19 protein-coding genes are annotated in these 18,945 nt (G+C 37.1%); 16 read left to right on the forward strand and 3 right to left on the reverse strand.

Going from position 1 to position 18,945, the window contains the following annotated elements; genetic code table 11:
• The first annotated feature begins 7 nt into the window (after nucleotides 1–7).
• Nucleotides 8–1,192, forward strand: a complete 1,185-nt coding sequence (locus tag AC6UDD_RS02560) for a hydroxymethylglutaryl-CoA synthase (RefSeq protein WP_500718388.1) — start codon at nucleotides 8–10, stop codon at nucleotides 1,190–1,192.
• An 11-nt stretch (nucleotides 1,193–1,203) separates the two neighbouring features.
• Here the strand turns inward: AC6UDD_RS02560 and lexA are convergent, their stop codons facing one another.
• Nucleotides 1,204–1,839, reverse strand: a complete 636-nt coding sequence (lexA, locus tag AC6UDD_RS02565) for a transcriptional repressor LexA (RefSeq protein WP_500706406.1) — start codon at nucleotides 1,837–1,839, stop codon at nucleotides 1,204–1,206.
• 147 nt (nucleotides 1,840–1,986) lie between these two features.
• Between lexA and AC6UDD_RS02570 the strand changes: the two genes are divergently transcribed.
• Both AC6UDD_RS02570 and AC6UDD_RS02575 read left to right on the forward strand, forming a co-directional pair.
• Nucleotides 1,987–2,238 carry a DUF896 domain-containing protein gene (locus AC6UDD_RS02570; protein WP_500718391.1) on the forward strand — a complete coding sequence of 84 codons (252 nt, stop codon included), beginning with the start codon at nucleotides 1,987–1,989 and terminating at the stop codon, nucleotides 2,236–2,238.
• 69 nt (nucleotides 2,239–2,307) lie between these two features.
• Nucleotides 2,308–2,526, forward strand: coding sequence for a YneF family protein (locus tag AC6UDD_RS02575; RefSeq protein WP_500693858.1), 219 nt, complete (start codon nucleotides 2,308–2,310; stop codon nucleotides 2,524–2,526).
• Nucleotides 2,527–2,538: 12 nt separating this feature from the next.
• Here the strand turns inward: AC6UDD_RS02575 and AC6UDD_RS02580 are convergent, their stop codons facing one another.
• Nucleotides 2,539–3,183 carry a lysophospholipid acyltransferase family protein gene (locus AC6UDD_RS02580; RefSeq protein ID WP_500718394.1) on the reverse strand — a complete coding sequence of 215 codons (645 nt, stop codon included), beginning with the start codon at nucleotides 3,181–3,183 and terminating at the stop codon, nucleotides 2,539–2,541.
• Nucleotides 3,184–3,278: 95 nt separating this feature from the next.
• On the opposite strand from AC6UDD_RS02580, the gene AC6UDD_RS02585 reads away from it, so the two are divergent.
• The 3 genes from AC6UDD_RS02585 to AC6UDD_RS02595 are packed head-to-tail and all read left to right on the forward strand — an operon-like array spanning nucleotide 3,279 to nucleotide 5,338.
• The gene (locus AC6UDD_RS02585; RefSeq protein WP_500718397.1) at nucleotides 3,279–4,019 is read left to right on the forward strand and encodes a tRNA1(Val) (adenine(37)-N6)-methyltransferase; all 741 of its coding nucleotides are present in this window, start codon (nucleotides 3,279–3,281) and stop codon (nucleotides 4,017–4,019) included.
• Nucleotides 4,009–4,290, forward strand: a complete 282-nt coding sequence (locus AC6UDD_RS02590; protein WP_500718400.1) for a GIY-YIG nuclease family protein — start codon at nucleotides 4,009–4,011, stop codon at nucleotides 4,288–4,290. The genes AC6UDD_RS02585 and AC6UDD_RS02590 overlap by 11 nt, the downstream gene beginning before the upstream one ends.
• A 46-nt stretch (nucleotides 4,291–4,336) precedes the next feature.
• Nucleotides 4,337–5,338 carry a D-2-hydroxyacid dehydrogenase gene (locus AC6UDD_RS02595; protein ID WP_500718402.1) on the forward strand — a complete coding sequence of 334 codons (1,002 nt, stop codon included), beginning with the start codon at nucleotides 4,337–4,339 and terminating at the stop codon, nucleotides 5,336–5,338.
• Nucleotides 5,339–5,379: 41 nt separating this feature from the next.
• On the opposite strand, the gene AC6UDD_RS02600 is transcribed toward AC6UDD_RS02595, so the two are convergent.
• On the reverse strand, nucleotides 5,380–6,078 hold the full coding sequence (locus tag AC6UDD_RS02600) for an HAD family hydrolase (RefSeq protein WP_500718404.1): 699 nt from the start codon (nucleotides 6,076–6,078) through the stop codon (nucleotides 5,380–5,382).
• A 219-nt stretch (nucleotides 6,079–6,297) separates the two neighbouring features.
• Here AC6UDD_RS02600 and rpsB point away from each other — a divergent pair, with 219 nt between their 5' ends.
• The 10 genes from rpsB to AC6UDD_RS02650 all read left to right on the forward strand — a co-directional run bounded on the left by rpsB (nucleotide 6,298) and on the right by AC6UDD_RS02650 (nucleotide 18,841).
• Entirely contained in the window at nucleotides 6,298–7,053 is a 756-nt protein-coding gene (rpsB, locus tag AC6UDD_RS02605) for a 30S ribosomal protein S2 (RefSeq protein ID WP_500718407.1), read from the forward strand.
• A 79-nt stretch (nucleotides 7,054–7,132) separates the two neighbouring features.
• On the forward strand, nucleotides 7,133–8,014 hold the full coding sequence (gene tsf, locus AC6UDD_RS02610; RefSeq protein ID WP_500718903.1) for a translation elongation factor Ts: 882 nt from the start codon (nucleotides 7,133–7,135) through the stop codon (nucleotides 8,012–8,014).
• A 127-nt stretch (nucleotides 8,015–8,141) separates the two neighbouring features.
• On the forward strand, nucleotides 8,142–8,864 hold the full coding sequence (pyrH, locus tag AC6UDD_RS02615) for a UMP kinase (protein ID WP_500718410.1): 723 nt from the start codon (nucleotides 8,142–8,144) through the stop codon (nucleotides 8,862–8,864).
• Nucleotide 8,865: 1 nt separating this feature from the next.
• Nucleotides 8,866–9,429, forward strand: coding sequence for a ribosome recycling factor (gene frr / locus AC6UDD_RS02620; RefSeq protein ID WP_500718413.1), 564 nt, complete (start codon nucleotides 8,866–8,868; stop codon nucleotides 9,427–9,429).
• A 21-nt stretch (nucleotides 9,430–9,450) separates the two neighbouring features.
• Nucleotides 9,451–9,864: a hypothetical protein gene (locus AC6UDD_RS02625; protein ID WP_500718415.1), complete on the forward strand. Its 414-nt coding sequence runs from the start codon at nucleotides 9,451–9,453 to the stop codon at nucleotides 9,862–9,864.
• A gap of 53 nt (nucleotides 9,865–9,917) precedes the next feature.
• The gene (uppS, locus tag AC6UDD_RS02630; protein ID WP_500718418.1) at nucleotides 9,918–10,655 is read left to right on the forward strand and encodes an undecaprenyl pyrophosphate synthase; all 738 of its coding nucleotides are present in this window, start codon (nucleotides 9,918–9,920) and stop codon (nucleotides 10,653–10,655) included.
• 10 nt (nucleotides 10,656–10,665) lie between these two features.
• Entirely contained in the window at nucleotides 10,666–11,454 is a 789-nt protein-coding gene (locus AC6UDD_RS02635) for a phosphatidate cytidylyltransferase (protein ID WP_500718421.1), read from the forward strand.
• 24 nt (nucleotides 11,455–11,478) lie between these two features.
• The gene (rseP, locus tag AC6UDD_RS02640) at nucleotides 11,479–12,750 is read left to right on the forward strand and encodes an RIP metalloprotease RseP (RefSeq protein WP_500718424.1); all 1,272 of its coding nucleotides are present in this window, start codon (nucleotides 11,479–11,481) and stop codon (nucleotides 12,748–12,750) included.
• 18 nt (nucleotides 12,751–12,768) lie between these two features.
• Nucleotides 12,769–14,475, forward strand: a complete 1,707-nt coding sequence (locus tag AC6UDD_RS02645) for a proline--tRNA ligase (protein WP_500718428.1) — start codon at nucleotides 12,769–12,771, stop codon at nucleotides 14,473–14,475.
• 37 nt (nucleotides 14,476–14,512) lie between these two features.
• Complete coding sequence (locus AC6UDD_RS02650) at nucleotides 14,513–18,841, forward strand: PolC-type DNA polymerase III (protein ID WP_500718431.1); 4,329 nt, start codon at nucleotides 14,513–14,515, stop codon at nucleotides 18,839–18,841.
• The last annotated feature ends 104 nt before the right edge of the window (nucleotides 18,842–18,945 follow it).

Raw genomic sequence — 18,945 nt, forward strand, 5'->3', positions numbered from 1 at the left:
GGTATTAGTGAAAGTTGGAATTGATAAAATTGGCTTTTATACCCCAACTTATTTTATTGATATGGTGGATTTAGCCAGAGCGCGTGATGAAGATCCAAACAAGTATTTAATTGGGATCGGACAAACTCAACAAGCTGTCATTCCCTCCACCCAAGATTCTGTTACGTTGGCGGCTAATGCTTCGGACCAAATTGTAAGTCAAGAAAATCGAGATAAGATTGATTTAATTATTTTTGGATCAGAAAGTGGAATTGATAACTCTAAGTCTGGGGCAATTTATGTTCAAAACCTGTTAAAACTGAGTTCACACGCACGAGCATTTGAAATTAAACAAGCCTGCTATGGAGCGACTGCAGGATTACAGATGGCTAAAGACTATGTTCACTTGCATCCCGATAAGCAGGCTTTAGTGGTTGGTTCTGATATTGCTAGATACGGAGTTCAAACTGCCGGCGAAGTTACACAAGGTGGTGGAGCGGTTGCCATGACGGTGTCGAGTAATCCAAGTATTATGACTTTAAGCGATGATAGTAGTGTTTATTCTCAAGACATTATGGATTTTTGGCGTCCAATCGGAAAGACTGAGGCGGTGGTGGATGGACACTACTCTAACGATATTTATGAAAAATTTTTTAATGAAACGGTTCATGATTATTTAAAAAAACATGATCTTACTTTTAATGATTTAAAGGCGATCGTTTTTCACTTGCCATACACTAAGATGGGGTTAAAAGCATTACGCCAAGTCCTTCCTGAAGTCTCAGTTAAGGAACAGGAAAAATTGTTAAGAGAATTTGAAGCTAGTCGGGTTTACAGTAAACGAGTTGGCAATTTGTATACCGGGTCACTATATTTAAGTCTTCTTTCACTTCTGGATAATTCTTCAGATTTAAGGGTAGGAGACCAAATTGGCGTGTTTAGTTATGGCTCTGGGGCTCAAGGAGAGTTTTATACCGGAATACTACAAGATCACTTTAGGGATCAAAAGCGGAGACAGTTAATGAATAATCTGTTAGACAGTCGAAAGAAATTATCAGTTGAAGCTTATGAACAAATATTTAACGGATTGCCTAGTCTTTTGGATGATAATTATGAATTGGATCTAAGTAATGATCCAGCTAAGTTCGTCTTTTCTGGTGTTAAAGAGGGCAAACGGCAGTATTTAAATCAAGAAAAAAACCATTCACTTTAAGTGAATGGTTTTTATTTAATGCCGATGCGATATAAACCGACCACTTTACCTAAGATGACAACGTTTTTTAAGATAATTGGTGCCATGTCATCGTTTTCGGGCTGGAGTCTGAAATGGTCACTTTCTTTAAAGAATCGTTTGCAGGTGGCTTCATTTTCGTCGTTCATGGCGATGACAATATCACCATTTTCAGCGGTATTTTGGCGTTTTACAATTACCTGATCACCATCTAAAATTCCGATATTGATCATACTTGTACCACTAATGGTAAGCATGAAAAGTGAATCGGAATTTCGTTGAAGTTCGGTTGGAATCGGAAAATAATCAGTTGCGTCTTGAACCGCAAGAATTGGTTCCCCAGCAGCAACGGTTCCAAGTAAAGGCATCTCGTCCGGCTTTGATTCTTGAGAAACACCAAGATAGTTCATTCCATCAGAAGTAACTTCAAGGGCGCGCGGCTTAGTTGGATCTTTTATGATGTAGCCCTTCTTTTCCAAGCGAGCAAGATGACCATGGACCGTTGAAGTTGATGATAAGCCAACGTGTTCTCCGATTTCTCGAACGGTAGGTGGGTATCCTTGATCCCGAACTTGTTTCCAAATATATTCGAGAATATCATGTTGTTTTGTTTGTGATGCTTGCGACATAGGGCACCTCTAGGTTTTCTAATTGATTTTTAGCTAAAATAAGAATACCACAAAAACGGAACTTTGCAAACGTTTGTTCGTGTATAAATCCTTGTTTTAACGCTTTATTTCGTGATATTATGATATCAGATGAAGGGAGAGGTTAACATGGCTGAAGATAAAGAATTAGAAAAACTCATTCCAAGAATTAACGAATTATCTAAAAAATCAAAACATGAAGGTTTGTCGGAAGACGAAAAAGAAGAACAGAAGAAGTTACGAAAAGAATATTTGGAGCGATTCAAGGCTAATTTTAAAAGTCAGATTGAAATGACCAAGGTTTATGATAAAAATGGGAACGAAATTACTTCAGACAAAGTAAAGGAGTCTCAACGAAAGAAAAATTTGCGAGACGATTGATTCCAATCTTTTCAAAACCTTGTTAATTGTGTAGAATAATAATGAAAGGCTTGAAGGGAGGTCAATGATTTGTCTACATGGATCTGGATTTTAATAGTGATTTTGGCTTTACTAGCTGGTGCACTAATTGGCTTCTTCGGTGCTCGTAAGTACATGGAAAAGTATTTGAAGGATAATCCACCAATCAACCAGGAACAACTTAAAGCGATGATGCTTCAGATGGGACAAAAACCATCACAAAAGAAACTTAATCAGATGATGAACGCAATGAAACATCATCAAAATTAAAAAAACGTCGAATTATTTCGACGTTTTTTTATTATGCGGTTTTGATTCATCAATGTACACGTAGTTGGGATTAATTTCATCATCGAGCTTGTCAAAAGCGGTTTGCATTTGATTTTCAATTAATTTTTGGTTTTTATCATCCAATCTTTCTTTTTTATTGATGTAAATCGGATCACCAAAGTTAATTGAAACTTTCTGGCGTTTGAAAACTTCTTTGAGAGTCAATGGTCCCTGATAAACAACTGGTACCAGGGGCACTCCAGCTAGTTGGGCAATCAGTGCTGCACCGCCCTTGAGTTTTTTGGAATGCCTCGTACCAGACGGGAACATCATGAGTGATAGATTGGTTTTTCTCAGTGCTCTAACGGGAATTTTAATTGCTGAAATTCCTGGATTTGAACGATCAACCGAAAATACGTTGACATGCCGCAAAAACCATCCCAGCATTGGATTTTTGAATAGTTCTTTTTTAGCCATGAAACACAATTGTTTAGGGCGAATTACCGTTGCAATTAGAATCATATCAAACCAACTCCGGTGGGGAGCAATTAACACGTAATTTCCGTCTGGGATACGATTCTTGTGCATCACATTCATTGGTCCATTTACAATTCTTAAAATGAATTGGCCAACTGTAAATAAAAACGAGTACCACAAAAGATTTTAAGCTCCTTTTTTAAGATGTATAATTTAATAGTATATTATTAACGGTAAAAGTGACAAGTTAAATTTCAAAAATGGTGGTGAACTAGGTGAACTTGATTGGTGATGAACGAATTGACCAACTCTACAGTCAGGACATTAAAGTCATTCAAAGTCCAAGTGTGTTTTCATTTTCTTTGGATGCTGTAATGCTTGCTAATTTTGCTCAGCCAAAGATTAGTAAGAATAGTCTTTTGGTTGATTTATGTGCTGGAAATGGTGCCGTTGGTTTGTTTTTAAGCAAAAAAACACATGGTAAGATTGCCGAAGTCGAGATTCAATCACGTCTAAGTGATATGGCAAATAGGAGTGTTCAACTGAACGGTTTAGAGGATCAGATATCCGTTTATAATGCTGATTTAGCGAATGCTACCACAATTTTTGGCAAAGATAGGGTTGATACTATTACGGTTAACCCTCCGTATTTTTCAAATCTTCCGACTAGTAAAAAAAATCCAAATGAATATTTAGCGATTGCAAGACACGAAATAAAAACTAATTTGAAAAGTGTTATTAAAACCAGTAGTGAGCTTTTAAAAACTGGTGGAAAGCTTTACATGGTTTATCGTCCTGATCGCCTACATGAACTAATGAACTTAATGACTAACTTTAGACTAGCGATGAAGCAAATTCAATTTATTTACCCTAAAGAGGGAAAGAATTCTAACATGATTTTAGTATCTGCAATTAAGGATGGAAAAGATGCCGGCTTCAAAGTTGATTATCCGATTACGGTTTATGACCATGGTAGTTATTCAAAAGAGGTTAAAGAGATGTTGTATGGAAAATAAAAATTACTATATGTATGTCTTGCTTTGTTGTGACGGGACGTTTTACGGTGGGTTTACCGACGACGTTTATCGTAGATTAGCGGTTCATCAAGCTGGGAAAGGTGCCAAATACACTAAAACCAGGCGACCGTTAAAACTACTGTACTACGAAAAATTTAATGATAAAAGTAGTGCCATGAAAGCAGAATACGCTTTTAAGCATCAAACTCGGAGGAAAAAAGAATTTTTTCTAATTAGCCATGGAATTGACTCGACTCTTTGGGGTAATTAGTGATTGGGTGTTATAATTATGGTGAAAAGAAAAGGGGGACTAAGTTATGAAAATCATTGCATATGGAATTAGAGACGATGAACGACCATACTTAGAACAATGGGATAAAGCTCATCCAGACATTGAAGTAAAAGCAGAATCAAAATTATTGGATAATGACACTGTCGACGAAGCAAAGGGATTTGATGGCGTGGTTGCATACCAGCAAAAGCCTTATACTGCTGATATTTTAGACAAATTAGCTAGTTTTGGCATTAAATCACTTTCACTTCGAAACGTTGGGGTGGATAATGTTGATGCCGACGCTGTTAAACGTGATGGCATTAATGTCACTAACGTTCCAGCGTATTCACCAGCTGCTATTGCTGAATTAGCGGTTACAGAAATGATGCGGTTACTTCGTCATACTAAAAAGTTTGAAGATAAGGAACGCCATGGTAACATGACATGGGCTCCAGATATTGCTGACGAAATGAACAAACAAACCGTTGGTGTCTATGCTACTGGAAGAATTGGACGCCAAGTTGTTAAAATCCTTCAAGGTTTTGGTGCCAAAGTGATTGCTTATGATCCTTATCCAAATCCTGAGCTCAAAAAAGAGGGAATTTACGTTGGTACCCCTGAAGAATTGTATGCAAATTCTGATATTTTAACGCTTCATGCCCCAGCATTAAAAGAAAATGATCATATGATTAATGATGATTCAATTGCGCAAATGAAAGATGGAATCAAAATTATCAATGCTGCTCGTGGAAGCTTAATTGATACTGATGCTTTGATTCGTGGCCTTGACAGCGGCAAGATTTCAGGAGCTGCTCTTGATGTTTACGAAAACGAAGTGGGCATTTTCAATGTTGATTTTGGAAGTTTTGATAAGATCCCAGATGACAGATTGAAGAACTTGATGAAACGGGACAATGTTTTAATTACTCCACACATTGCGTTTTACACGAAGCCTGCGGTTAAGAACATGGTTCAAATTGCACTCGATTCAAACGTTCAATTGATTAAAAACGGTAAGTCCGGTAACTCAGTTGAAGTTAAATAGGAACTTAAAATAAAAAGAGCACTTCATATGAAGTGCTCTTTTTATTTTGATAGAGCCTTTAGGAGTTCACAAAGCTCATTTTGAGAAGTCACCGTTTGGTCTGGGACAAAATTTGTTTCTGGGACAGATCGTTTGCGATGATTGAACCAAAAGGCGTGCCAACCTGCTCGCTTGGCTGAAATGACGTCACCAGTAAATGAATCGCCAATGTATGCTACTTCGGATGGGCGGACGTTTAATTTATGATTCATAACGGTAAAAATTTTGGGATCCGGTTTTAACATGCCAACCGACTCTGAAGCAATAATGTAATTAGGATTAATGTAATCTTCTAATCCAAGGATCTTTAGTTCATTATTTAAAAATTGACTGGATCCGTTAGCGATAATTCCAATTTTTAAATCTTTTGACAACATTTTAATTGTCTTTAAAAGATCGTGATAAGATGAAATTTCTTTAATGCAGGTTAGATAATTTTTCTTAAAATGTTTAATTTCTTCTTTATCCGGATCAAGATCATTAACACCATTTTTGATGTTTTGATAAACTAGTTCATTTTGCTTGTAAGTCCCAGACATTATATTGGAATAAACTAGGGGACTTTGAATTTGAAAATTTTTAAATGAAGTAGCTGTGTCAATAATTGGATGATTAGGGAACGTTTTAAAAAAGGCCTCTTCTGAAACCCGCTTCTGATCATACAATGTGTCGTCGACATCAAATACGACAGCTTTTATCATTTAAACTCCTCCTCAGATACATAGAACCGTAACACATTTTTAATATTATACGCAAGATTTGATTAAATCTCAAAATATTATTGTTATTTACGTTAATATTTTGTATACTAATCTTTGGTGTTAATTACCAATACACACCTGGAAGGCTTTATAAGGTGGTGCTCTTTGAGTTCCTTATATAATTCTGGGGAGGAAAAAACTTTTATATGGAGGCTAATTATGGCTGTAGTTACAATGAAACAATTACTTGAGGCTGGTGTTCACTTTGGTCACCAAACTCGTCGTTGGAATCCAAAGATGAAGAAATACATTTTTACTGAACGTAATGGTATTTATATCATCGATTTACAAAAGACGGTTAAGTGTATTGACCGAGCTTACAACTTCATGAAAGATGAAGCAGCAAATGATGCTGTAATTCTTTTTGTTGGTACAAAGAAGCAAGCTCAAGATTCAATTGAAGAAGAAGCAAAACGTGCAGGTGTTTACTACGTTAACCATCGTTGGTTAGGTGGTACGCTTACTAACTGGAACACCATTCAAAAGCGAATCAAGTACTTGAAAAAGCTTAAAAAGATGGCCCAAGATGGAACTTTTGAACGTTTGCCAAAGAAGGAAGTTGCTTTACTTAAAAAGCAAACTGATAAGCTTGAAAGATTCTTAGGTGGTATCGAAGATATGCCTAAGATTCCGGATGTAATGTTTATTGTTGATCCACATAAGGAACAGATTGCTTTGCATGAAGCTCAAAAGCTCAACATTCCAGTTGTTGCAATGGTAGATACTAATACTGATCCTGATGGAATCGATTACGTTATTCCTTCTAATGATGATGCAATTCGTGCCATCAGATTGATTACTTCAACAATGGCAGATGCTATTATTGAAGGTAAACAAGGTGAAGATGAAGTTAGCGAAAAAGATTTTGATAAAAATGCTGATCAAAAAGATGAAACATCCGAAGAAACTAAATAGTTAAAGTGATAGGCTGACTTTTTTAGACCCCTTTTGGCCTAATTTAAGTCAGTTTTTTATTAAAACAAAGGAGATCACAATTATGGCAAAAGTAACCGCTAAACAAGTTAAAGAGTTACGTGACAAGACTAGTGCTGGTATGATGGATGCTAAGAAAGCTTTAGTTGCTGCTGATGGTGATGAAAAGAAAGCTATCGATATTCTTAGAGAAAATGGTGTTGCAAAAGCTGAAAAGAAGAGTGGAAAGGTTGCCGCTAGTGGTTTAACTCGAGTAGCCGTTCATGATAATAAGGCTGCAATTGTTGAAATTAACTCACAAACCGACTTTGTTGCTAGTAATGATGACTTTAAGGATTTGATTGATGCTGTTACCGATGCAATTGCATTGAATCAACCTAAGGATTTAGACGAAGCAATGAAACTTGAATTAAACGATGGAACCGTTGAAGATGCCATCATTAATACTACCCAAGTTACTGGTGAAAAAATCAAATTGCGTCGTTTCAAAACCTTTAACAAGGATGATAATGATAGTTTTGGCTTTTATCTTCATAATGGTGGAGAAATTGGCGCTTTGGTTGAGCTCGAAGGTGGAGATGACAATACCGCAAAGGATGTTGCCATGCATGTTGCTGCCGAGAATCCTGAATTCTTAACTCAAGATGAAATTCCTTCAGATCGTTTGCAGCATGAACGTGAAGTTCTTAAAAAGGAAGCTCTTAGTGAAGGTAAGCCTGAAAAGATCGTTGAGAAAATGGTTGATGGACGTTTGAAGAAGTTTCTTGCTCAAATTAGTTTAGCTGACCAACCCTTTGTTAAGGATCCTGACATGTCGGTTCAACAGTATGTCGAATCAAACAATGGCAAGCTAAAAGACTTTGTTCGTTATGAAGTTGGCGAGGGTATTGAACAAGAGACTCAAAGTTTTGCTGATGAAGTTAAACAACAAATGAATCAATAATATTTCAGCAAAAAGTCAGTGTTAAATGCACTGGCTTTTTTGTTATACCTAACTTCGGGACACTGTTGTTATACGTTAATCTATGCTAGAATTATCGTAGTTAATTTATATTGTTGGAGGAAATCTGATGTCAGATTTAAAGTACAAACGGATCGTTTTAAAGTTAAGCGGTGAAGCTCTTGCTGGTGATAAAGGATTTGGAATTAATCCTCCCGTTATCAAAACGATTGCTGAAGAAATTAGAGATGTTTATAACTTAGGGATTCAAATTGCCATTGTTGTCGGTGGTGGAAACATGTGGCGTGGTGAAGCTGGTGAAGAAATGGGAATGGAGAGATCTCAAGCTGATTATATTGGGATGCTTTCGACCATTATGAACGGTTTAGCCTTACAGGATAACCTTGAATCAGTGGATGTTCCAACTAGACTGCAAACATCAATTGAAATGAAGCAAATTGCAGAACCCTACATTCGGCGTAAAGCGGTTCGACACTTGGAAAAGGGAAGAATTGTGATCTTTTCCGGAGGAACTGGTAATCCGTACTTTTCAACTGACACTACGGCAGTCCTTCGTGCTGCTGAGATTGACGCTGATGCCATTTTAATGGCAAAAAACGGGGTTGACGGAATTTACTCAGCTGATCCTAAAACCGATCCAAACGCTAAGAAGTATGAGAAATTAACGCAAATGGATATCATTAATAAGGGCTTACATGTTATGGATACTACTGCAAGCTCACTTTCAATGGATAATAATATCCCGTTAGTGGTATTCAATTTAAATAAGCCTGGCAATATCAAGAAGGTTGTTCAAGGTGACAAAATTGGAACAATCGTGGAAGGAAAATAATATGCCTAGTTCAAATGAAATTATTGACACAACTAAATCAAAAATGAAGAAAGCAGAGGAAGCATTACAACGGGAACTTGGAAATATCCGAGCTGGTAGTGCTAATGCTAGTTTATTAAGTCCAGTTAGAGTTAACTACTATGGGGCATCAACGCCATTAAATCAGGTAGCTTCGATCTCAATTCCAGAGCCACGTGTAATCTTAATTACGCCTTATGATAAGAGCTCATTAAAAGACATTGAACACGGCATCTTAGAGGCTGACCTTGGAATTAATCCAATGAATGATGGTGACAATATTCGGATTGTGATCCCACAGTTGACAGAAGATCGTCGAAAGGAAATTGCCAAAAAAGTTAAGGCAACTGGTGAAGAAAGTAAAGTAGCAGTCCGAAATGTTCGTCGTGACGGCATGGATGCTGCTAAACGGGGCAACAAAGATGGTGATTTTACGGATGACGAGTCTCATAATTTGGAAGACAAAATTCAAAAAATCACTGATAAGTCAATTTCTGAAGTGGAGGACATTGTCTCGAAAAAGGAAGACGAGATTCTTAATGGTTAGTAAAAAGGAGGAGTTTTTCTAATGGCTGATGAGAATGAGAACGAAAAAGAAGTAACACCGGGCACACCTGAGTTTGATCACATGGCATTTCGTTTGAAACAACCAGTTAACGAAGAAAACTTGCGTGCACTAGATTATGATGGTAATCAATTACAGAAAATTCAAGACAATGTGTACGTGATGCCTGCCTACATTAATGATGACTTTAACTTATTTTTTGTAGTTTCTCCTTTGATCGAAAATGATTGGATTATTGCTTTTTCAAAAGCAACGATTGAGAACGGAAATGAAATTACAGATCTGTCAGAGCCAATCCCAACGGGCGAAGGATTGAATCAACTCGGGGAACAGAGCCCTGAAGACGCTAATAAGATTTTAAAGTATTTTAATACTTTGGTTGATGCAGGTCGTGGAGAATGGAAATTAGTAAAGTAAAAGGATGAGGATTCTCTCATCCTTTATTTATGTAAAAGTATTGAGGTACTCAAATGACTAACGAACTGGATATAAAAAACATTCCTAATCATATTGCAATAATTATGGATGGAAACGGGCGCTGGGCAAAAAAAAGACACTTACCTAGAATTGCTGGCCATAAGCGCGGAATGGAGGTAGTAAAAGATATTACTACCAAGGCAAGTAATCTTGGGGTTAAAGTATTAACGTTATACGCATTCTCTACTGAAAACTGGAAACGACCCGCAAAGGAAGTTGGCTACTTGATGAGTTTACCAGCTAAATTTTTTGATGACTTTGTTCCAAGCCTCATTAAACACAATGTTAAGGTTACGACGATTGGTGATATTTCTGGATTACCGAAAAGAACCCAAAAAGCAGTTTATGACGCAATTGATGATACTAAGGATTGTACCGGGATGATCTTGAATTTTGCTTTAAATTACGGTAGTCGTGACGAGATTGTGCGTGGTGTTAAGGAAATTGCGCAAAATGTAAAAAAGGGTAATATAAATGTTGATGAAATTTCTGATCAGACAATTTCGGATCATTTGATGACCGCTTTTTTGGGTGAATATTCTGATCCTGATTTATTGATTCGAACTAGTGGTGAAGAACGCATTTCTAATTTTTTGTTATGGCAAATTGCGTACAGTGAATTAGAATTTGTTGATCAGTACTGGCCCGATTTCACACCTGCTGATCTAGAAAAAACAATTATACAATTTCAACAGCGTCACCGTCGATTTGGTGGTTTGGACGCAAAATAGGAGATTTATTATGAAGCAGAGAATTATCACAGCTGTTATTGCTTTGATCATTTTTATACCGATTATCATTGCTGGTGGAATATGGATTGATTTGGCCGCCATCGTGCTAGGTTTGATTGCCCTAGCGGAAATTTTTATTATGAAAAAACGACTTTTAGTGTCTCCAGAAACACTAATTGCGTTTGTCGCGACAATTGCTATGATTATCCCGACAAACTGGTTATCATTTTTACCATTGTGGATTAAACCTCCATTTGCAATTTACATTTTAATAATGTTGTTGATGTTATTTACCGTATTTTCTAAAAATAAGTTCAATTTTGATGACGCTGGGGTCTTTACCTTGGCAATTTTGTACATTGGATTTGGATTTCATTACTTTATTGAAGCCCGGACTGATGGATTAACGACCTTGTTATATGCTCTATTTATTGTATGGTTAACTGATTCTGGTGCCTACTTTTTTGGAAGGGCGTTTGGAAAGTACAAATTGGCACCCCATATTTCTCCTAATAAGACTTGGGAGGGATCGATTGGCGGTACAGCATTAGCAGCCATTTTATGTACAATCTTTGTCTACTTCTTCCCGATTGATGGGATTGGTACCGTAAGTATGTTCTTTATTACGATTGTTCTTTCTATTTTTGGTCAATTTGGTGATTTAGTTGAGTCAGCTTTAAAACGTTATTATGGAGTTAAGGATTCCGGCAAGATTTTGCCAGGCCATGGTGGAATATTAGATCGATTTGATAGTTTATTATTTGTTCTACCACTACTACATTTATTCGGAATTGTGTAATATCTGGAAGGGACTGGGTCTTTTTTGTTAATTACAATCATTAGTTTCATAATCATTTTTGGGATATTAGTTTTTGTTCATGAATTTGGTCATTTTATTGTGGCTAAAATGTCAGGAATCATGGTCCGTGAATTTTCAATTGGAATGGGTCCCAAGCTATTTTACTATCGACATAATCACACGACTTACACACTACGATTACTACCTATCGGTGGGTATGTTCGAATGGCTGGAAGTAGTGATGATGAGGATGAAGAGATTCAACCGGGGACTCCAGTTCGACTTCAAACTAATAGCAAAGGTGTTGTTACTAGAATTGATTTGAGTAATAAAAGCCAATTATTTCAGGGAATACCATTAGATGTGTCGGGATCCGATCTAGAAAGGGGTCTCTGGATTGAAGGGTACGAAAATGGTGATGATACTGAGAAAAAAAGGTTTTCTGTGGATCACGATGCTACTATTATTGAAAAAGATGGAATCGAGGTTCAAATAGCGCCGATTGACGTTCAATTTCAGTCAGCACCTTTGTATAAACGACTTTTAGTAAATTGTGCGGGAATTTTTAACAACGTTGTCTTGGCAATTTTGGCATTTATGCTTTTGTCCTTCATGCAAGGTGGGGTTCCTAATAATTCAAACAAGGTTAACCTGTCACCACAAGTTTCAATTGCAAAAAAAGCTGGTCTTCAAAATAATAGTAATATTTTAGCTGTTGATGGTAACAAAACTAACACGTGGAATGACATCGGAACCTTGATTCAGAAGCGTCCGGATAAAAAAGTAACTTTAACGGTTAAGCATGATGGAAAAGTTAAAAATATTTCAATGAAGACGGAAGCCAAAACCATTCAGAAGCAAAGAGTTGGTATGATTGGGGTTCAACAAGCGATGGACACTAGTTTTTCAGCTAAGTTGTTTTCAGGATTTACTCGAACATGGGACATGACAACCGAATTGTTTGGTGTGTTGGGTTCAATGTTTACCCATTTTTCTTTAAATGACTTAGGTGGTCCAGTTGCTATCTTTGCGGAGACGTCTAACGCATCTAAGGGCGGTTTTCTAGGACTATTGAGCTTTTTAGCATTTTTGTCAATCAATTTAGCCATTGTAAATGTATTGCCAATTCCAGCCTTGGATGGTGGTAAAATATTATTAAACATTGTGGAAGCAATTAGAAGAAAACCAGTTTCGGAAAAAACGGAAACGATCATTACGCTCATTGGTTTTGCCATTCTGATAGTATTGATGGTACTGGTAACTTGGAATGATATTGAGCGATATTTTATTCGATAAAACTTTAGGGGTTATAAAATGAAACAGTCAAAATTATTGATACCAACTTTAAAACAAGATCCAGCGGGAGCTGAAGCTCTCAGTCATAAAATGTTAGTTCGATCTGGATTCGTTAGACAGGTTTCGGCAGGGATGTATGCATATTTACCACTTGCATATCGCGTACTTGAAAACATCAAAAAGATTGTTCGTGAAGAATTAGATAAAACTGATGCAGCAGAAATGTTGATGCCCGCAGTTATTCCGGCCAAATTATGGAAAGATTCGGGTAGATATGACACTTATGGTCCCGAACTATTTAAATTTAAAAATCGACACGATACAGATTTCATTTTGGGTCCTACACATGAAGAGACTTTTACTGATCTGATTAAAAATAATATCAAGTCATATAAAAAGCTCCCTTTAATTTTGTACCAAATTCAATCTAAATATCGTGATGAAGATCGCCCACGTTATGGATTGTTGCGTAGTCGAGAGTTTATTATGCTTGATGTCTATTCCTTTTCAGAAGATGATGCTGATTTGGATAAAATTTATAAACAAATGGAAGCAGCGTTTCAGAGAATTTTTGACCGGATTGGGTTAAATTATCGAACCATCATTGGTGATTCTGGATCAATGGGTGGTTCCGATTCAAAAGAATTTTCGGCGCCTGCTGCGGTTGGTGAAGATACGATTGTCTATTCTGATGATAGTGATTATGCTGCTAATCTGGAGATGGCAACGAATATGTTTGTTGATCAAAAAGGACATCAAGAATTAAATGACTTGGAATTAGTGGACACTCCAGATGTTAATAACATTAATCAAGTTAGTAAGTTCTTTGATGTTGAAAAAGATCAGATTATTAAAAGTTTACTTTATATCGTTGATGGTAATCCAGTAATGATTTTGATTCGTGGCGATCAAAAAATTAACCCAACTAAAGTTAAAAATTATTTTCATGCTGACTCAGCTGAACTTGCTAGTCCTAGTGAAGTCTCTAAATACTTAGACGTTAAACCTGGATCAGTGGGACCAATTAATGTTCCAGATGACGTTTCTGTTTATGCTGATCAGTATGTTAAAGGTATTAGTAATGGCGTGACTGGTGCTAACAAAAACGGTAAGCATTATAAAAACGTCAATTACGACCGTGACTACAAAGTAAAAGACTTTGGTGATTTTCATTTAGTTAAGGAAGGAGACATTTCTCCTGATGGTAGCGGAGTGCTTAAATTTACCAAGGGAATTGAAATTGGCCATATTTTCAAGTTAGGAACACGCTATTCCAAAACATTAGGTGCTGATATTCTTGATCAGAATGGGCGTAATATTCCAGTTGTCATGGGTTCATATGGGATTGGAATCAGTCGTTTGTTGTCGGCAGTTTCGGAACAACAGGCCGATCAAAATGGATTAGTTTGGCCAAAAGAGATTGCCCCATATGATGTTCATATTATCCCAACCAATGTCAAAAACGATGAGCAAGTAGAGATGACATCTTCCATTGAGAAAGAGTTAGAATCAAAAGGATTATCTGTTTTGGTTGATGATCGTAAAGAACGTGCCGGGGTTAAGTTTGCTGATTCTGATCTTATTGGAATCCCAATTCGGGTTACAATCGGTAAGAAGGCGGATGAAGGAATTGTGGAAGTTAAAATTCGTAAAACTGGTGAAACGATTGAAACTAAACAGGATGATCTAAGTAATACAATTGATATTTTGTCTAAAGAGATTTAAATTAAAGACCAGGTTTTAACTGGTCTTTTTTAAACTAATGAAAGAGAGGCTCAAAGTGAGTTTAAATAAAAAAGAATTATTTAGTAAATTACTTCAGCAAATTAAATTAGAAGATTCAGCTGATCAATCTTACTTTAAAAACGCTGAAATTGACAAAATTGATGTCCATCAGAAATCAAATCGATGGCATTTTCATTTAGTACTACCAGAGATTATGCCTTACGAAAAGTTTATAGAATTTGTTCATCATTTGGATGTTGCCTTCGATGGGATTGCAAAGGTTGATTTTGAGATCAAGACCACAGATAGTAGTTTTGATAATCGTAAACTTGGTGATTACTGGCAGTGGATTGTAAATAACGCTGGAATTACATCGAATTTAACTCATGAGTTATGTAATAATAATTTGCCAAAGCTAATTGACGATCGCGTTACGTTTATTGCTGAAAACGAAATTGTCAAAGATTTTCTGGACGGTCGAGCTTTAGGACCGATTGAAGCTACCTACCAACGAGTTGGTTTTCCTAAATTTTCCATTCACACCATGATTGATGCTAGCTCTTCTCAAGCAAAAATTGATGATTTAAAGAAAAAGAAGCAACAACGGGACGTTGAATTGGCTCAAAAGGCGATGCAGGCTCTAAAGAATTCCTCGGGAAAATCACATCCAAGCAAGCATTCTAAAATGATTGGAAAGAAAATCAAAGATGATGTTGATATTACTAAGATGGTGGACATAACCGAAGAAGAACGTTCCGCCGTGGTTAGTGGATATGTTTTTGATAAAGAGATTCGATCATTACGGTCTGGCCGCCAATTGATGATTTTAAAAGTTACTGATTATTCTTCATCCATTGTGGTCAAGAAATTCTCAAAAAATGATGAGGAAGAACAAGAATTTGCCGCATTGGACGCGGGGGATTGGGTCAAAGTTCGTGGGAGTATTCAAGAAGATAATTACTCTCATGAGTTAACGCTCAATGCTTATGATATTAATCCAATTAAACACGAAGAAAGAAAAGATACGGCCCCTGAAAATAAAAAAAGGGTTGAGTTACACTTGCACTCCAACATGAGCCAAATGGACGCTACTAATTCGATTAGTGATTATGTTAGTCGCGCTAAAAAGTGGGGTCATCCTGCAATTGCTGTTACTGATCATGACGACGTGCAAGCCTTTCCGGATGCCTATCATTCTGCAGTTGATAACGATATTAAAATGATTTATGGGATGGAAGCAAATGTCGTTGATGATGGTGAACCAATTGCTTATAACGATAAACATGTTGCTTTAAAAGATGCTACATACGTTGTCTTTGACGTTGAAACCACTGGTTTATCTGCAATTTACGATAAGGTTATCGAACTTTCGGCTGTAAAGATGCAAAATAACAATGTGATTGACCAGTTTGAGGAGTTCATTGATCCTGGTTTCCCATTGTCTGAACAAACTACCAATTTAACTTCAATTACCAATGATATGGTGGCTGGTTCTAAATCTGAAGAAGAAGTCTTTAAGTTGTTCCGTGAGTTCTGTGGTGATGCAATCATTGTAGGACATAACGTTACTTTTGATATTGGGTTCATGAATACTGGTTACGAACGCCATGGTATGAGTCGGATTAGTAATCCAATTATTGATACTTTGACGTTGGCACGTTTTCTATATCCTAATTTTAAGAGTTACCGGTTAAACACGTTGGCTAAAAAGTTTGATGTTTCATTAGAGCACCATCACCGTGCCATTTATGATGCAGAATCAACTGGTCATTTAAATTATCTTTTTTTAAAAGAGGCTGAAGATAAATATAACATTCAGTATCACGATCAGCTTAATGATCATATGGAGGAACATGATGCTTATAAGCATGCTCGTCCATTCCATGCTATTATTTTGGCGAAAACTCAAGCTGGCTTAAAGAATCTGTTTAAACTGGTGTCACTTGCTCATGTTGATTATTATTATCGGGTTCCCCGAATTCCTAGGAGTCAGCTTAAGAAGTTTCGGGTTGGCCTATTGATTGGATCGGCCTGTTCGAGCGGCGAAGTGTTTACGGCGATGATGCAAAAGGGTAAAAAAGAGGCGCTTGATAAGGCTAAGTTTTACGATTATCTTGAAGTTCAACCTCAAGCAGCGTATCAGCCACTAATCGATCAGGGATTAATTAGTGATCGGGGTAAGTTACAAGAAATTATTAGTAATATGTATGAAATTGCCCATGAACTAGACATTCCTTTAGTAGCAACTGGTGACGCTCACTATCTTGATCCCCACGATTATATTTATCGTAAAATTTTGATTAACTCTCAAGGTGGAGCTAATCCGTTGAATCGTCAAGAACTACCTGATCTTCATTTTCGGACCACCGATGAAATGTTAAAAGATTTCAACTTTTTGGGGAATGATAAAGCCGAAGAAATTGTAATTGACAATACTAATAAAATTGCTTCCGAAATTGATGACGTAAAACCCTTAAAAGATAAGTTGTATACACCAAAAATGGAGGGTGCCGAGGACGAAATTAGAGATCGAACGATGAATACTGCGCATCGTTTGTATGGTGATCCGCTTCCTGACATTGTCCAGAAACGGCTTGATAAGGAACTTAAAAGTATCATAGGGAATGGATTTTCTGTGATCTATTTGATTGCTCAAAGACTGGTTTCTAAAAGTAATAAGGATGGATACTTAGTTGGATCAAGAGGTTCAGTTGGATCAAGCTTAGTAGCGACGATGTCAGGAATTACTGAAGTTAATCCACTTCCACCACACTATCGTTGTCCTAATTGTCAGTACTCACAATTTTTTACTAAGGGTGAATACAGTTCGGGATTTGATTTGCCACACAAGAAGTGTCCGAAGTGTGGAACGTTAATGGTAGGGGATGGCCATAATATTCCATTTGAAACCTTTTTAGGCTTTAAGGGAAATAAGGTTCCAGATATTGATTTAAACTTTTCTGGAGATTATCAACCAATTGCCCATAATTACACCAAGGTTCTTTTCGGTGAGAAGAATGTTTATCGTGCCGGAACGATTGGGACCGTTGCTGACAAGACCGCTTACGGATACGTAAAAGCTTATGAACGGGATACCGGGAAACGCTTTCGAAATGCGGAGATTGATCGATTATCTAAAGGTGCTACTGGCGTTAAAAGAACAACGGGACAACATCCAGCTGGAATCATTGTTGTGCCAGACTACATGGATATTTATGATTTTACTCCCATTCAGTATCCAGCTGAAGATCAAAATGCAGCATGGAAAACGACTCATTTTGACTTTCATTCCATTCACGATAATATTTTAAAAATCGATATTTTAGGACATGATGATCCGACGATGATTAGAATGCTTCAAGATTTATCAGGAGTCGATCCGACAACGATTCCGATGGATGATCCAGGTGTGATGTCATTGTTTGCTAGTCCCAAAATCCTTGGTGTGACGCCTGAACAAATTTTTTCAAAAACTGGAACACTTGGAATCCCAGAATTTGGGACTCGTTTTGTGCGTGGGATGCTTGAAGAAACTAAACCAAGTAATTTTTCTGAATTATTGCAAATTTCCGGCTTGTCCCACGGGACGGACGTTTGGTTAGGGAATGCTGAAGAACTTATTAAAGACGGAACAGCGACTATTGCAAACGTAATTGGTTGCCGTGATAATATTATGACTGATTTGATCAACTGGGGATTAGATTCAGAAACTTCATTTCAAGTGATGGAACAAGTCAGACACGGCCGCGGGATTAAAGATGAATGGCAGGATAAGATGACAGACGTGGGTGTGCCACAGTGGTACATCGATTCTTGCTTGAAGATTAAGTATATGTTCCCACGGGCTCATGCTGCTGCCTATGTTTTAATGGCACTCAGAGTGGCCTACTTTAAAGTATATTTTCCACTCGTTTACTATGCCGCTTACTTTTCTGTTCGAGCTGACGATTTTGATATTGTGGCTATGAGTCATGGAAAAGAAGCAGTTAAATCAAGCATCAAGGCAATCAACGATAAAGGGACCGAAGCATCAACTAAAGAGAAGAATCTTTTGACTGTTTTGGAAATTGCCAATGAAATGTTGGAGCGGGGTTACGAATTTGAGATGGTTGACATTAATCGTTCGGACGCTTCTGAGTGGTTAATTGATGGTAAAAAATTAATCGCGCCATTTCGAGCAATTCCTGGACTAGGGTTAAATGTTGCTAAACAAATTGTGGCGGCTCGAGAAGATAAGCCATTTATTTCAAAGGAAGATCTTGCTAAACGTGGTAAAGTTTCTAAAACCATTATTGAATTTATGACCCAAAATGGAGTTTTGAGTGAATTACCTGATGAAAATCAGTTAAGTCTGTTTGATATCTAGAGCTCTTTGATATTATCCGGGTTATATGGTATAGTTATGACAGTAATAATAAACTCTTCTGATGAGTGAGCAGGGATGCTCGCTCTTTTTATTGGTATTTTTTA

This window comes from Fructilactobacillus sp. X2R1C3 (assembly GCF_059901425.1).

Excerpts from the sequence above, each read along its gene's own strand:
- lexA (WP_500706406.1), bottom strand. The coding sequence starts at position 1,839 with ATGTCGCAAGCATCACAAACAAAACAACATGATATTCTCGAATATATT.
- AC6UDD_RS02570 (WP_500718391.1), top strand. The coding sequence starts at position 1,987 with ATGGCTGAAGATAAAGAATTAGAAAAACTCATTCCAAGAATTAACGAA.
- AC6UDD_RS02590 (WP_500718400.1), top strand. The coding sequence starts at position 4,009 with ATGGAAAATAAAAATTACTATATGTATGTCTTGCTTTGTTGTGACGGG.
- AC6UDD_RS02595 (WP_500718402.1), top strand. The coding sequence starts at position 4,337 with ATGAAAATCATTGCATATGGAATTAGAGACGATGAACGACCATACTTA.
- AC6UDD_RS02600 (WP_500718404.1), bottom strand. The coding sequence starts at position 6,078 with ATGATAAAAGCTGTCGTATTTGATGTCGACGACACATTGTATGATCAG.
- rpsB (WP_500718407.1), top strand. The coding sequence starts at position 6,298 with ATGGCTGTAGTTACAATGAAACAATTACTTGAGGCTGGTGTTCACTTT.
- pyrH (WP_500718410.1), top strand. The coding sequence starts at position 8,142 with ATGTCAGATTTAAAGTACAAACGGATCGTTTTAAAGTTAAGCGGTGAA.
- frr (WP_500718413.1), top strand. The coding sequence starts at position 8,866 with ATGCCTAGTTCAAATGAAATTATTGACACAACTAAATCAAAAATGAAG.
- AC6UDD_RS02625 (WP_500718415.1), top strand. The coding sequence starts at position 9,451 with ATGGCTGATGAGAATGAGAACGAAAAAGAAGTAACACCGGGCACACCT.
- uppS (WP_500718418.1), top strand. The coding sequence starts at position 9,918 with ATGACTAACGAACTGGATATAAAAAACATTCCTAATCATATTGCAATA.
- AC6UDD_RS02635 (WP_500718421.1), top strand. The coding sequence starts at position 10,666 with ATGAAGCAGAGAATTATCACAGCTGTTATTGCTTTGATCATTTTTATA.
- AC6UDD_RS02645 (WP_500718428.1), top strand. The coding sequence starts at position 12,769 with ATGAAACAGTCAAAATTATTGATACCAACTTTAAAACAAGATCCAGCG.
- AC6UDD_RS02650 (WP_500718431.1), top strand. The coding sequence starts at position 14,513 with ATGAAAGAGAGGCTCAAAGTGAGTTTAAATAAAAAAGAATTATTTAGT.